Origin of the sequence: Sphingobacterium sp. UBA7625, from assembly GCF_002484085.1 — a bacterium.
Classification (GTDB): Bacteria; Bacteroidota; Bacteroidia; order Sphingobacteriales; family Sphingobacteriaceae; genus Sphingobacterium; species Sphingobacterium athyrii.
In genome coordinates this window covers 426,288-442,187 of record NZ_DLJD01000051.1, presented here as the reverse complement: position 1 = coordinate 442,187, position 15,900 = coordinate 426,288, and the positions used below count along the sequence as shown (strand labels likewise).

Genomic DNA, 15,900 nt, shown 5'->3' with positions numbered 1-15,900 from the left:
CTCATTTTATAATTCATATAGCCTGATGCCTCCCAGTCACGATTTCGTCAAGTTCTAAAAAAACAGAAAATTTTCATCACATAAAAATCTTATATTTAAGTGTTTAATCAAAAAATAAGCACATATGAGAGTACTAATTTTAACAATTTTGACCTTAATCGGTCAACTTAGCTTCGCCCAGACAGACAAAAGCAAACGCCCGAGTCCTCCAGACAACACCAAGGTAACCACAACTGATGGGGTTACGATCGACATCAATTATAGTCGTCCTTCACTCAAAGGCCGTAAGCTTGGTGTTGATATCGCTCCCGTAGGAAAAGTTTGGCGTACAGGCGCCAATGAAGCGACCACCATCGAATTCAATAAAGATGTACTGGTCGAAGGCAAAAAACTAGCGGCGGGAAAATATGGTCTCTATAGTATCCCCGGAGAACACGAAACAACCCTTATGTTCAGCAAAGTATGGGACCAATGGGGGACAAAATATGACGCCAAAGACGATGCCCTACGTGTTTCGGTCAGCAACGGAATGTCTGATAACAATCAGGAACAGTTTAAAATCAATGCGACTCCGGAAGGAAATATATCCTTGGAATGGGGAGATTATGTCATCCCTTTTCTGGTCAAAGCAAGTAACTAGCTGATCCAATCAGTCCATTTACAAAATAGGACACTCGTCGACCTACGACGGGTAGCCTATTTTTGTCTTGTCGGAAAGCAGTTGGTGAGGTTAATCAATAGTCGTTTCTTCTGTAACGGTCTTATCTGTTTTATTTAACCCGTATTTTAACATAAAGGCATTATACTCTTCCTCCTCTCGTGTCATTTTATCATACCAGTTCTTTTTAAGTATAAGTGTAGTAATACCCAATAGCAAGACTGTTGTCAATAAACCCTGTCCCTGTTTGATCACAATATACATAGGAACCAAGGTCAGGCAGCATTGCCATACAATACCAACGGTCACATTGGCCATATCCCGCTTAAAATGATCGTTCTTCTTGAGATCCGGATATTTTTCCAGTGCTTTCTGATGAATGGGTCCCCAAAATCCCCAAGGCCGTATACGTACATAAAAATCAACAAGCACTTCCTCCTCGGTAGGCCGGGACAACCATGTACCTGCAAAACAGCCCAACAGCGATAGGACAAAAAGCAAAGGAAAAAAATAGAGCGGAAGGGTATCCGGAAAAAACAGCGGGAGTATCACTGCCCCAAATATACCCGCTAGCATTCCCCAGAAAAATCCGGCACCATTAAAACGCCACCAGTGCCATTTCAATACATTTGCCGCAATATAACCACCATATAACGCGGAGACAATCCATTGTAATACCGAATTGATATTCTGCACATATAAGCCAATAATGGTACTACAAACGACCACCGCAATAGAAACTACATAACTCAAACGGATCTGCTTCTTTGGTGAAGCAGACCGGTACATAAACTTCAACAACACATCATTTACAAGATAAGCCTGAGCAGCATTTATCGTTGAAGCAAATGAAGACATGAATGCCGCCAATAGCCCTGCCAACAATAGCCCGGTCAACCCAACCTTTCCGAAGCGGCTGATAGCTTTGGGCAGGATAATTTCAAAATCCATCTGATTGCCCATATGTGCAAATTCATCCCGAAAAAATACTAGCGCTAACACTGTGAAGCCCATGATCATCAGATAACGCGGAATAAGTAAGATTACCGACACCGAACCACTCATTAAAGCGGCCTCTTTAGGGGATCTACAGGCTAATATCTTCTGCATGTCATAGTTGGCCGCCGGTCCTGCCATGCTCATAAATATGCCTTTAAATAGCATCATCATCACAAATACCGTAAAAAGACTGTATTGATCATCGACGATCCGATCCATGATGGAGGGAAGTAAAGTACGCCAGTCCAAATCCAAGTGCCAACCGAAGAAGGGAGAGTCCCAGCCTTCTGGTGTGTTTGCCGCCAATAGCTCGGGGCTAACCTGCTGCATGGCGATAACCGCGATGGCAATTCCCGAAATAATCATAATGCCAAACTTGACCATATCCGCCCACACAATACTGTGCATTCCACCAAGCATGACATAAAATGTCGTTATCGCTGTAAAGAAAATACCATACAGTTGCGGAGCCATTGCTGGGTCAATCGTTAAGGGAATAAAGCGGGATACCTGTTCCCACGGAAAAAAAACTTCCATGAATTTCCCTATACCGATAAAGCCATAACATAAAAACCCCATTACCGCAACAATGGCATATAGAATAACGATGGTATAAGCTCCATCAGCTCCCCGACCATGACCAAAACGTGTACGGATCCATTCTGCTCCGGTCAGGACATTGGACCGCCGCAGCCAGACCGACAGATAGACCATCAAAAAAATCTGATTAAAAACAGGCCATAACCAAGGGATCCACATGCTTTTTAAGCCATACACAAAAGCAAGATAGACCATCCACATGGTTCCCGAGATGTCGAACATGCCCGATGCATCAGAAATGCCGAGCATGTAATAGGGAAGCGTTTTTCCACCTAAAAAATACGAATCAAGATTCTTGGCGGCTCGCTTTTTAAGGATCAAACCGATGACAATCATCGCCAGCAAATAACTGACGATGATAACTATATCTATTACGGAAATTTCCATGAATATTCTTTTCGTGGTCATCCGCAATCTACAATTATATTTCTATTTCTCCAATTGATCAATCACGACCGAAACAGGATAGTGATCGGATATCCCCTCAAGTGCAGGACCATTATGTACCTCCACCTGCTTCGCATGAGATGCTAAAGGTTCAGACAGCAAAATATAATCAAGTCGTTCAGAAACCGCTGCTAACCTTGGGTCTCCCCATTTCCAATTGTAAAGCGTAGCTGAAGCATAGCTGGCACGTTTGATTTCGGGAAATACAGATCGCCCGATACAATCTTCAAAACCCATGGCCAAAAAAGTCGATAGAACACTATAATCAAATCGCCCCCCTCTCATGTTGCCATATTGTGGATGCTCCTGATCCCATTTTCCCAAATTTGCCTTCAAGACAGACTTCGGCTCCAACCAGCTGGCATCCAATGGGGAGTAGGCATTCAAATCCCCCAGAATAATACAGCTGTCCAGGTGATTATTCTTTACATATTCTGCGATTTGTTTTGCTTCCCCCAGCCGATATTGCCAGGAAAAAGGGCTTAGATGGGTTACAATAAAATCTAAGTTTTTGATCTTCACATGCAGCATTCCATGCCAAAAACTATCTACCTGCGCTTTGATCAGCGTAATCGGATAACGCGAGGAAATACCAACGGGGTAACCTTTCTCTTTTAATAAAACAACGTAGCTGTGGCCGTATGTCTTTGCCAATTGCAGCAAGTCGGCCCGCTTAAAGTCCACCAGTTCCTGCAATGCCACAACATCAGGTTGCTCCTTCTTCATCCACGCAGTAAATTTATCCTTGCGATCCTGCTGCTTTTCAAAACCATTCCAGATATTATAGGAGATAATTTTCAACGTCGCCCGTTCTTGCGCGTACAAAAAGGAGGTCAGACACAGAAGACCAATCAGAGTCAGAATTTTAATATTATCTTTCTTTAACATATCACGAGCTTGTTCAACGTACATTTTTTTTACGGCATTTCACACAGCCATAACTTTCATGAAATACACGGAATTTCATTTATACCGGGCGATTGAGCTCGATACCCGATCAAGTATGCCCTCTAGCCCAGTTTATCTACACCTATTTTGTCAGGCGACCGATCGTTCCATTGCTTTTATTACCCACGTACGCGGCATTATGATCGATCAGATGAATCACTTTGCGCAATGATTCCGCAGAGCGTAGCCCATCCTCCGCTGTATTCAGGCAATAATCCAGCAGTTTGGTCACCGAAGAAACCGCGACATGTATCCGCGTATCGCTAGAAGCATAATAAATATACACGGTACCATCCGCGTCCATGATCCAACCATTAGAAAACAACACATTGGAAACATCGCCTACCCTTTCCTCTCCCTCGGGAGCCATCAGGTAACCCGCTGGTTCCGCAATTAATTCACTTGGATCCTCCAGGCTCGTGAGATAAAGGTATAATACATAGCGTAAGCCGGCTGCAGTCCCCCTTACCCCGTGCGCGAGATGCAGCCAGCCTCGATCCGTCTTTAATGGCGCTGGTCCCTCCCCATTTTTGAGTTCTTTGATGGTATGGTAAAAACGCTTATTAATAATCTTTTCCTGGCTGATTACGGCATTGCTAATATCGTCCACGAGTGCCCACCCGATACCGCCGCCACTTTTTGCCAGAATAAAATCATCCTGAGGGCGTGTATAAAATGCGTACTTGCCTTCCACAAACTCGGGGTGCAGTACCACATTACGTTGCTGGCTATTTGCCTTTAGATTGGGTAGACGATCCCAATGAATCAGATCTTTCGACCTGATGATTCCTGCCGAAGCAACCGCACTTGAAAGATCACCTGGAGCAGCATCAGGAGCATGCTGCTCACTACAAAAAATACCGTATACCCAGCCATCCTCATGAGCTGTGAGCCGCAAATCATAGACGTTTGTTTCCGCTTCGTCCAAATCAGGCAACAACAGCGGGTGCTCCCAAAAATGAAAATTGTCAACACCATTATCACTTTCAGCGATCGCAAAAATAGACTTCCGGTCAACACCTTCCACACGGACGAATAGCAGGTACTTACCTTTCCAATGCAGTGCACCAGCATTCATCGTTGAGTTGAATGCAATTCGCTCCAAAAAATGAGGGTTCGTCAATGGATTGAAATCGTAGCGCCAGCTGAGTGGAATATGTTCTTTGGTGACGACAGGATTTAAATAACGGGTGACAATCTTTCCCGTATCTGACAGTCCGACATTCGTTTTTTCCAATAATAAGCGTTGCGTTTCGACAATATAAGTTTGTTGACGTTCAAAGGATTCGGACATAAAATTACGTAAGTTCAAAAAGTTTATTTATAAATTCGCGGGATAAAGTGGTATACGTGTTACGCGGTGAAATGCCGTACCACTACCGGCGGTGATCTCCAGCTCAAATACAACCTCTTTCGTTTTAGGGTTGATCTCAATCACACGTCCTCCCGTTCCGGTACTTGTTTTGACGCCCATACCCGGAAAGAATAGCATATTACCTGTCTGTGGGAGGTATTGCACACCGGACAAAGCCTGAGAAAAAGCCTCGACTCCCCTTTCCTTTCCATAAGACCAAAGTTGTTGCACTGTTCTTTTAGTTGCGTCAATTTTATACTCAACAACCCGGCTATAATTATTTGCACCGCTCCCAAAATTGGGAATCCAATTCCGGTTATAGCCATTATCGAAGACCAAAATACGATCTTCCGCAAGTGCGACCGGAGTATGAGGGCCCCAAGGCCAGTCAAATCCTGCGGTGCTGGCATCCCCATTGATAACAGCAGGGTCAGTAATGCGTGTCCCATCTTCTGCAATAGGTTTTAAAAGCAAGGATTGATATTTAGCTCCCCAAAGCTTATGTGGAGATATCATCCATTGTGGTTGCCCAGAATGGTTAAAACGTAGGATTCCCTGGTATCTTAAAGTCGCCAATAAGTCATTTCCGATTTCGGCAATAGAATTATTGTGGGCCCAATTATTGGGCGTCTGTGAAAATGCAGGCGGTGTAATACCATCAGGTTTTACATAGCGAGCTGTATCCAGTTGTTTGGCCAGATCCCATTCCATGACCAAACTCCCTGTTTGGGGATTCAGTTCGATGATATGATCATTCACACGTGGTTCACCATTAACTAAACGCGCGGCTGTTTTTGTGACTGTTATTAAAAAATTGCCATTGGCAGCCTCTGTAATTTCATGGTGAAATCCGAATCCTAATTTAGCGAGATCCCATTCACGCTTCAAATTACCGAACATATCAATTTCCACTACCCTTTGCTGGGATTGGTCACCAGCAATAAAAGTTCCGCTTTTAGTACGCTTGAGGCCAATGGAATAAGAGAGCCGTTGCAGTTCAGGCGATGATTTAAACTGTAGAAGCCAACGCAATTCACCCTCCTGATCAACCATATATGGAAGTGAAACATCAGCTTCGCTTCGCCCTGGATAATGCACCAGATTGACGCCCGGCTCCATTTTACCGGCTTGGGCTTTTACTATTTTCCACCTTGGAAAGTCCTGCATATTCAATGCCGCAGTCTGGATATGTATGGTCGTTTTCCCTCTTTCATTTCCTTCCCGATCGGTAAAAATCAAATCGACAATATTGTCGTGATCAGGATATAAGCCCAGCACAGGCACGCTTTGTCGCGGAATATCGGTATGGCACAAATGTGTAATTGTTCCTGCGGAACCATTTTTGCCCTGCACAGTTACTTTTACACGACCGTAAGTAGGTAGCCAAACATCAACCAAAGCCGCAAGTGGATTGCAGCCCGAAGGATTGAGCTTAATTTTTTCGACAATATAATCAAGCGCAGTACCTTTGGTCGGAACCATTAATTTATCCCCATCTCTGAAGGTTAGGTTGGTACGCCAGTGTTCGAGCTCAGCTTTAATGTCAGAAACCTCCTGTAGTGGAATATGGACACGGCTCTTTTCAAAATTGAAAACATACTCTTCTGCTTTCTCCTCGATGTTGAGGAGCAATTCACCAGCCTCAACTTTTGCATTTAGGGATAGCTTTGCCGTTGATGCTTCCGATGTCTCCCGATCTTTCTTACACGAAACAAACAGTATAAGCAAGGTTGTGGTATATAAAGCCAAAATTGCAAGGGTCCTAGCTATTCTTGTTGTTATCATACCCATATGTTATAAAAATGGAACTTCTATTATATTTCAACAGCGAAAATTCCGCTGTTGGCGGAGATTTAGGTTTACGGTTGGGGGCAAATTTAAGCTGAAATGCTTACAGTTTCAGATGAACTAAAACCGTAAGCATTTTCTGCGTTTTATCGCCACAATGGATGTTGCTGAATTTTTGAATTTGTATTGATTTCACCTTCAGGAATAGGAAGATAATAATGTTTGGGCTGGAAATTATTCGCGCCTTGCTTTTTATTATCAACAAAAATCTGCTTCATTTGTGTTGGTGTATACCAACGTTTTAGATCAAAAAAGCGATGTCCCTCAAAGAAAAATTCCAATTCATTCTGTTTTATTATTTCTTTCATCAACTCATCGGCATTGGCCCAGGTTTTATTTGCTAAACCTGCGCGATCACGAACGCGCTTCAAGCTAGATGCGGCTCCAGCGATATTTCCATTTTTAGCACAGGCTTCAGCATGCAGCAATAAGACCTCAGCAAACCGAAATACACGAAGGTTATTATTCCGGTTCGCAGCATCGTACATACTATTTGCTCCAGCAATATTTCTATAAAAATTGGTATATTTCTTAATTAGGAAACGACCGGTTTTACCATCAATTGTTGGGTAAGTAGGCTCCCCACGTTGCCGCTTCGGTCCAGCATTACTCCACATAAGGTCAAAAGGCTGATTGCCAAACCAGGCACCATCAGTAAGGCCTGACTCATAATCTGAATATTTCCAGAAGAAACTTGTGTACATTCGTTTATCAAAGCGCGTATCTGAACCTGCTGGACGTTCTTCTGAAATAAAATCACGAACAACAGCTGCCCCGGGCATTAATTTAAACCAGGCACCTGTACCATCTGGCCCAGCAAAGTTAGGCAGCACAAACCCCATCGCACAAGAAGCACAGTCTACCCCCCAATTTCCATCCCCACCGAACTTACTGTCATAAACTATTTCCCAAACTGACTCCTTATTCAGCTTAGTTGTTTCCTTGAAATTATCTTCAAAATTAGTCGTCAGATCATAAGCATAGGGTGCAGTCAATAAGGCCTTCAATTCTGTTTCGGCCTCGGCATATTGTTTGGTATATACCAATGCCTTTCCCAGATAGGCGACCGCAGCCCCTTTCGTAACCCGGCCAGCCTCGGCTGCAGATCGTGTTATTGGTAGATTGTCCTTCGCTATTTTAAAATCTGCAACGACCTGTTTCCATATTTCGGCTTCAGGTGACGCAAGTTTGCTCGCACCATCTGGATCATCGTCTGTCGGCAATACTCTTAAAGGCACATCACCATAATTAGCTGCAAGCAGAAAATAATACATTCCCCTTAAAAAGCTAGCTTCTCCGACCAGCTCTTTTTTTCGGCTTTCATCCATTGAAACACGCGGTATATTTTTTAAAAACACATTTGCTCTATTTATTCCGCTATACAAGCTACCAAAATCACTTTCAGGGGTACCCGCAGAATTGAGGAAGTTGACATATTCCCAGGTAAATGCTTCCTCACCACTGAGAAACCACATATCATCCGCTCTGTTCATCGTTTGATAACCACCGTACGCTCCGTAGTAACCTGACATTTGTGAACGAATTGGTGAATAAATCGTAGCCATCGCAGACTGCGCATCGGATTCAATCGCCCAATAAGTCTCCTCAACAGGTAAATTAGGATTGGTTCGATCCAAAAAATCTGACTTACAGCCTCCTAAGAACAATAAGGATGCTGCTATAACTGTATATTTTTTTATTGAAAAGTTCATCTATATCGTATTTAAAACATAAAATTTATTTATATAACAGATCGATTATCCATTAAAAGTTAGCCTGAACACCAAACATAATGGTCCGTGCCAATGGGAAACGACCATGATCCGTACCAGCTGTTAATACACCCGATGGCGTTCCATTATCACCGTTGCTTTGACCTAGATCCGGGGTATAGCCTTTATATTTTGTCACGGTAAACAGATTATCCCCAGCCAGAAATACGCGTGCGTTTTTCAAAGTGGCCTTACTTAGCCATTCCGCGGGTAGTGTATACCCAACTTCAATAGTTTTTAAACGGAACAAAGCTCCGCTCTCAATCCAACGGTCACTCACCCGACGCTTATTATCATTTGGATCCTCCCGTGTGTACCGCGGAATATCAGTATCTGGTTTGCTTGGCGTCCATGAATCTAGTAAACGGGCAGAATGATTATTCACTTCATTGGTTTGTTCCATGCGTGCCCGGGTATAGTTATAAATCTTATTGCCATACATACCATCAAAGAAGACAGCCATATCGAATCCTTTATAGTCCAGACCCCCGCGAATACCATAAGCAAGACTCGGGAAAGGGCTACCAACATACTGACGGTCATTATTGTCAATACGACCATCTTTGTTATAATCTACAAATTTGATATCCCCCGCAGCGGCATTTGGCTGAATTACTTTACCATCTGCCGATTTATAGCCTTGTGCTTCTGCATCTGACTGGAAAAGTCCATCGGTTTGGATCACCCAGAAACCCCCAATTGGATAACCAACTTTAGCCCAGGTAATTGTACCCTCACCCTGCGGATTATAGCCACCAAATTCCTGAACGTTACCTATTGTAACGGCTTTCACTTTATTTTTCACCGTGGAAGCATTCACACCAATGTTATAGTTCAATGCTCCAACAGAATTCTTGTATGTCGCTAATAATTCAAAACCCTTATTGCTAATTGTTCCCGCATTCATCACCGGAGTTCCCTTAAGCCCGGCCGAAGGAGGTTGATTGATCCCTAAAAGAATATCCTTGGTTTCACGCACGTAATAATCAGCACTGATGTTCAATTTCTTTTGCATAAATGCCAAATCCAACCCAATATTGCTTGTCGCTGTTTCTTCCCAAGTCAGGTTTCGCGGCGAAACCCAGTTGATACCAGTACTTGCCCCCTGCCACCAGGTACCACCTTGCAAATAATTGATACCATAAGTAGTTATCCTTTGTGTGGTGTAATTTGCAATTTCCTGATTACCCAGTCGACCATAACTGGCACGGAGTTTAAATTCATTGACTGTAGCTTTTGCTGTTTCGAAAAATTTCTCATTCATCACATTCCAGCCCAAAGCGATAGACGGGAATACCCCATATCGTGCTCCATCGGCGAATTTGGAAGAACCATCGCGACGTATTGTCGCTGTAAGTAGGTAACGACTATCATAACTATATATTAAGCGTCCAAACTGGGAGATCAATGCCGCTTCATTTAAACTACCCGAAGTCGTTTGTTCTGTCGGAGAAGCAGCATCAATAGCATCAGTTCCCAATGGCAGATTATTCCGTCCCGCACCAAAACCTCTATTGGTATTTTCCTGCGCGGAATAACCCGCTAATAATGAAATAGTGTGTTTGTCAAACGTGTTATCGTAATGCAATGTATTTTCAACTAACCATTGATTGTTAAAAAATGCGCTTTCATTGAGAAAAGATTTACGTACATCGGTACCATAGGTATAGGCATCTCCTTTATTATAATTCCTGCCGGTTGTCTTGTTGACCCCGACATTTAATTTATATTTTAGCCCCTTAATAAACAAATCCACTTCGGCATATCCATTGAGCATAAGATCCGTCTGATATACATGTCGGTTAAATAAGTTCAAAATCCCCACCGGATTGTCCAAGTTCTTCATCCACGGCGCATACGTAGCATATCCACCAACTAAATTGGCATCATAAATAGGTACCAGGGCATTTTGCCGTAAAATATCTGTGATAGTCAGGTCTGAAAATTTTCGGTCACCTGATTTTATCAAAAAGGTATTTCCTACCCGTAAGTGGTTGTTAAAAAAACTAAAGGTATTTTTTGTACGCAGATTGAAAGCTTTATAACCGGTAGTCTTCAAGATACCTTGCTGATTTAAATAACCTCCGGACACGCTATAGGTAGACTGTTCTCCCCCACCCGAAATATCGAGATTGACCTTATTAACTGGGGCTGTATGAAACACCTCGTCCTGCCAATTCGTATTTGTATTTAGATTTTGTGCTTCTGTTGGTAGATACCCGTTGTCATGCTGAAACTGCTTCCATTGTGGGCCATCCATCAAATCCATTTTTTTCGGAAGGCTTTGAATACCTGTGTATGCATTTAAGCTTAAGGTAGCTGGGGTTGCTTTTCTACCACCTTTTGTGGTAATGATAACGACACCATTGGCCGCCCGGGATCCATAAATTGCCGCTGCAGAAGCATCTTTCAGTACTTCGAGCGATGCAATATCATTCGGGTCAACCATATTGATATCACCAAATACCCCGTCAATGACATAAAGAGGCGCATTATTCCCCATAGAACTTAGCCCACGGACATTAATGCTCATACCTGCACCCGGCGTTCCACTAGCGCTAGATACCGTTACCCCGGCAACACGCCCCTGCAATGCACCAGCAGCACTCTTTGCTAGATTAGACTGCAGGTCCTTTCCTGTAACAGATGCTACAGCACCTGTTAAATCACCTCTTTTTACCGTACCATACCCGATAACAACAACTTCGTCCAAGTCGGTGCCCGACTGAAGTATAATACGATATGTCGATGCTTCATTAACAAGAACCTCTTGTTCCTTCATCCCTACATAGGTAATTTTTAAGGTCTTCCCTTTCTCAACATCAAGCACGAACGAACCATCAGCATCAGTTTTTGTCCCCCCGGCACCACCTTTGATGTTTACAGTGGCACCCGCCACTGGCCTATTATCTGCATCAAGGACTTTTCCCCTTACTTTTTGGGATTGTTGCGCCCAAGCAAACGTGCCATAAGCCGAAAATAAAAGCAGTAAAGCTGTTTTTTTCATATTTTGTGTATTTAAGGTTTACAATAAATAGATAGATTGTATATAATATGTTTATACTTAATTGGTATGCTATTATTGGTCTACAGGACGAAATTAGAGAAAAGGAGAAGTCAGGAATAGCAAGATCAGGTCATTTGTATTGTACTTTTAATTCATATTTCCGATCAAGGCATCTCAAGAAATACAAACACAAACGATTGCGCATTCCAAAATATAAAAGAGGTTAATGAAAATATGCACCAGCTTAAAACAAAGATCAAAACACTGTAAAACAATATATTACAATAAAGCTAACAGCAATTCATTGAACTCTAAGTTCATTTTTATTGAATTATTTCACAGCATTGGACAATGCTGTGCGATCGTTTGTCAAACAGTATGGTTACTATCCGACAAATTTCCGGTACGCAGCCATTGCTGTCGTAAGTATAAAAGAATGTACCCGGAATCTGCGTATAGGAGAAGATTAAGCAGCCAGGTTGCTAGATAATCATTTGCTGTTTCCGCAGGCTATTTCGGTATTCAATGGGTGTTATCCCTTTTTTCTTTTTGAATACACGGTAGAAATAAGAAACACTATTAAAACCACATTGCTCGACGATATCGGCAATTGGAGTCTCCTCTTTTAACAGCCTTACAGCCATATTGATCCGAAAGTCAAGCAGGTAATCTGTAAAATTCAATGTTGTAGCCGATTTCAAAAAGCGAGAGAAGGTCGATTTGCTCATGTTCATAATCGCCGCCACCATAGGCAGGCTCAATTCTTTGTTGATATTGGCAACGACATATTCCTGCAGACGCCCCATAAGCAGTTCGCTATTGCTCAAAACAGTATTTGTTGCGGTGGATAATACACGGATATCCTCGCCCTTGGAGAGTTCATAGAGCAAGACAAACAGCTTCATCACCGAATAGAAGCCATCGCGCTCTAATGTCAATATACGGAGCAAAGGAAGCACGCGATCGACAGTATCTTTTCCAAATACAACCCCGCGAGATGCTTTTGACAAAAGTTGTTGTATACTTGCAAATTGCTTTTTATCCAGATATTGTTCGATGAGAGAGGGATGAAATTGTATGGTGATTTCATGAATATCGCTCGATTGGCATTCGCCATCTTTCCAGGCATGTTCGAGCTCAGGGCTTGCAATCAGTACTAGATCCTGTTCACCGATCGTTTCTACGGAATTACCAATGATACGTTGTGCACCGGAAGCACCCTCCACATAATTGAGTTCGTACTCGGGATGGATATGTACCGGAAAAGTGAAAGAAGATTTTCGCCTGTCAAAGACCACAAAGCAGTCATCAGCGGACAATGGTGATTTCTCTCGAAATATATCAGGTCTCATAATCAGTTCTTTTTTCCCTTTGGTAAATTACCCAAACTTAACTAAAATTATACGGATAACCAATGCCACCTTCTTCTCAAAAAACATGTCAACTCAGCGACAGTCCGTTAATTTGAGCTGCTGCCTCCCCGTCACTCCAGGGTCGGTCATCATTTTGTACAGTGGAAAAGTACCTGATGAGACTTTATTCTTCTTATAGGATAGTCAAAAAAATAGGCTGTCTAAAATGCAGCCTATTTTTTCATTCAAACACAACAATTAATTCTTTAAGTATTTTTCCAGGAATTGATCCTGTTCCCATAGGAGGTGAAAGATATTCTCCTTCGCGACGTAGCCATGGGCCTCGCGCGGCAAAATCACCATCCGCACAGGCGCGCCCAAATTCTTTAAGGCCTGAAAATAACGTTCTGTCTGTAGCGTAAATGTTCCCGGGTTATTATCGGCTCCGCCGTGGACAAGCAGTAAAGGCGTCTTCATCCGGTCTGCACTGACAAATGGGGACATGGTCATATACAACTTTGGATCATCCCAAAAGTTACGTTGTTCACTTTGGAAACCAAATGGCGTTAATGTCCTGTTATAAGCCCCTGAACGGGCAATTCCTGCAGCGAATAGTTTTGAATTGGACAATAAGTGCGCCGTCATAAAAGCTCCGTACGAATGTCCGCCCACCGCAACTTTTTTGCGGTCAATATAGCCCAGTTTGTCTACGGCATTAATTGCAGCCTCGGCATTGGCGACTAACTGTTCGATAAAGCTGTCATTAGGTTCTTTCTTCCCTTCACCTACAATCGGGAAGGCCGCATTATCCAGTACAGCATAGCCTTTGGATACCCAATAGATAAATGAGCCATAACTTGGAAAGGTAAATTCCTTTGGATTCGCCGTACTTTGCCCTGCCGTATTTTTGTCTTTATATTCCCTCGGATACGCCCACATCAACAGGGGTAATTTTTCCTTTTTATTCAGGTCATAGCCAGCTGGTAGATATAACGTCCCCGAAAGCTCTACACCATCCTTACGTTTATAGTTTAAGATTTCTTTATGAACTTTTTCAAGTGATTTAAATGGGTTTTCTAATGTTGTCAATGCAACCTGTTTACCCGATTTTATATTTTTTAGGTAATAATTCGGATAGACTGATGCGGATTGAAGTGAAATCAGTAACTCACCCGTTTTTGGATTTATAATCTCTCCGATCCGTTCCTGTAACTCAGATGCGGCAGCTGTATACAATCGTTTTTTCTTTAACGTTTGTAGGTCCAACTCTTCAACAAATGGGAACTCACCTTCTTTGGTAAAGCCTTTTCCTACAAATAAGACTTTGTCTTTATCGATATACATGCTGTAGTTTCCGAGCGCATTTTTCTGCTGATATACAGTTCCCGGATCGTTATAGACATCCTGACTATTTCTGTCTTGCAGCAATTTGGATTCACCGGTCGAAGGATTGACAACAAAAGTCTTGGCATTACGCGTATCATACCATTGCGAATGGACCAAGGCATACTTATCATTACCCCACACAACTCCGGCATAGCGGTCCTTCATTTTGAAGATCAGCTTTCCCGCATCCGTATAAGGTAAGTCCAAGGTATAAAGGGCATCACGAAATTCTGCCGCTTTGTTGGCATCGCCACCATCCAGGGCTTCAACATAAGCTAAGGTTGCCGGCCGATCGTCTCGCCATTGCAAAGACCGTCTTCCTGGACGTGTCGAAGAAAACCCTTTGGGCATAACCTCCGTTAAAGGTACCTCGTTAACCAGTGCAATCTCTTTTCCGGATAGATCGTAGATCCGTGTCTGTTGCGGAAAACGTGAGGCTGGCACCACATAAGAATAAGGCTTTGCTATTGTTGTTATCATCACATAGGCACCGTTAGGCGAAAAGGAAACTCCTGTGTAGATACCTTTGTCCTTAAAATTGGAAATTGTTCCGTCCAGATCCACAAACTGTAAATTGGACTGTACCAAGGTTTCAAAATTCTGTTCGTCCTGTGGGTTTTTCAATAGATCCTGATAGGTTCTCAATTGCGATACCTTTCCGTCACTTGTTGATACAACCGGTCCAGTGGGCAGATCTCTGGACGGATCCAGCAATGGTTTTTTTTCTTTTGGCAACGCCGTAATGATTAATCTCTTTGAATTACCAAGCCATTGAAAAGGTGCATCCAACGTCGCATTTAAATTGTAGGCGGTCAATTGTTTTACTGTTTTCGTTGTCAAATCCAGAACAAACAAAGCCGTCCCATTATCGTTTGTATTGGTAAATGCCAAATGGCTATTGTCCGGGGAGAATACAAAATTGGACAAGGAGGGCGTGTTCGGCATCCCAACAAAATCTGTATCTTCTACCTGTTGTCCGATTTTCTTCAAACCGATCTTATTGTAAAAGACTGTCGAACTTTCCATATTTGTGCGTGGATTGATCCGTAATCCGGCCAGTTTCATTTCTTCCTGCCCCAGTTCCTCCAGGCTCTTATAGGTTGACCGATAAGTGAATAACAGCCATTTGTTGTCACTTGACATTTTTATTTGAGGCGGACGGACAAAATCGGCCAGGGCCAAAATTTCGGAAGTCGGTTTTTGAAAGGTAATATTCTCTTGCGCTTGTGTTTTTAGAGACAATAATAGCAAGAGACCATAGCATAGCTTCTTCATAAATTTATTTTGCAAATTAGGGCAATAAAAAGTAATAAATTTATGCAAAAAAATCAAGTATTGTAGTCGTTTTATGACACTAAAATTAAACTTAAATTGTTTCATAAAAAACAGGCAAAATTTCATAATTTAAAGTTATCAACATTTATAAACAGAAGATTATCAATGCATTAATAAAGACAACTAGCGGCAAACGCATCCTGTGACAAACTTTTGCCCAAAATGTGGAAAAGTCAAACTACCGCTTCGCAAGA

General features: G+C 42.5%; 9 protein-coding genes. 1 reads left to right on the top strand and 8 read right to left on the bottom strand.

What is annotated here, in order from left to right:
* Positions 1–124 precede the first annotated feature (124 nt).
* A complete protein-coding gene (locus B4G94_RS21965; RefSeq protein WP_286861976.1) occupies positions 125–640 on the top strand; it encodes a DUF2911 domain-containing protein in 516 nt (171 codons plus the stop codon).
* 90 nt (positions 641–730) lie between these two features.
* On the opposite strand, the gene B4G94_RS21960 is transcribed toward B4G94_RS21965, so the two are convergent.
* From B4G94_RS21960 to B4G94_RS21925, 8 genes are all read right to left on the bottom strand, one after another.
* On the bottom strand, positions 731–2,644 hold the full coding sequence (locus B4G94_RS21960) for a sodium:solute symporter family protein (RefSeq protein ID WP_286861974.1): 1,914 nt from the start codon (positions 2,642–2,644) through the stop codon (positions 731–733).
* A gap of 42 nt (positions 2,645–2,686) precedes the next feature.
* A complete protein-coding gene (locus B4G94_RS21955; RefSeq protein WP_286861973.1) occupies positions 2,687–3,616 on the bottom strand; it encodes an endonuclease/exonuclease/phosphatase family protein in 930 nt (309 codons plus the stop codon).
* A gap of 118 nt (positions 3,617–3,734) precedes the next feature.
* Complete coding sequence (locus B4G94_RS21950; RefSeq protein WP_376786666.1) at positions 3,735–4,964, bottom strand: glycosidase; 1,230 nt, start codon at positions 4,962–4,964, stop codon at positions 3,735–3,737.
* Between the two features lie 9 nt (positions 4,965–4,973).
* Complete coding sequence (locus B4G94_RS21945; RefSeq protein WP_286861971.1) at positions 4,974–6,791, bottom strand: aryl-sulfate sulfotransferase; 1,818 nt, start codon at positions 6,789–6,791, stop codon at positions 4,974–4,976.
* 149 nt (positions 6,792–6,940) lie between these two features.
* Positions 6,941–8,566, bottom strand: a complete 1,626-nt coding sequence (locus B4G94_RS21940; RefSeq protein ID WP_286861969.1) for a RagB/SusD family nutrient uptake outer membrane protein — start codon at positions 8,564–8,566, stop codon at positions 6,941–6,943.
* A 52-nt stretch (positions 8,567–8,618) separates the two neighbouring features.
* The gene (locus B4G94_RS21935; RefSeq protein ID WP_286861967.1) at positions 8,619–11,633 is read right to left on the bottom strand and encodes a SusC/RagA family TonB-linked outer membrane protein; all 3,015 of its coding nucleotides are present in this window, start codon (positions 11,631–11,633) and stop codon (positions 8,619–8,621) included.
* 482 nt (positions 11,634–12,115) lie between these two features.
* A complete protein-coding gene (locus tag B4G94_RS21930; protein ID WP_108634862.1) occupies positions 12,116–12,985 on the bottom strand; it encodes an AraC family transcriptional regulator in 870 nt (289 codons plus the stop codon).
* A 258-nt stretch (positions 12,986–13,243) separates the two neighbouring features.
* Positions 13,244–15,646: a S9 family peptidase gene (locus B4G94_RS21925; RefSeq protein ID WP_286861965.1), complete on the bottom strand. Its 2,403-nt coding sequence runs from the start codon at positions 15,644–15,646 to the stop codon at positions 13,244–13,246.
* Positions 15,647–15,900 lie beyond the last annotated feature (254 nt).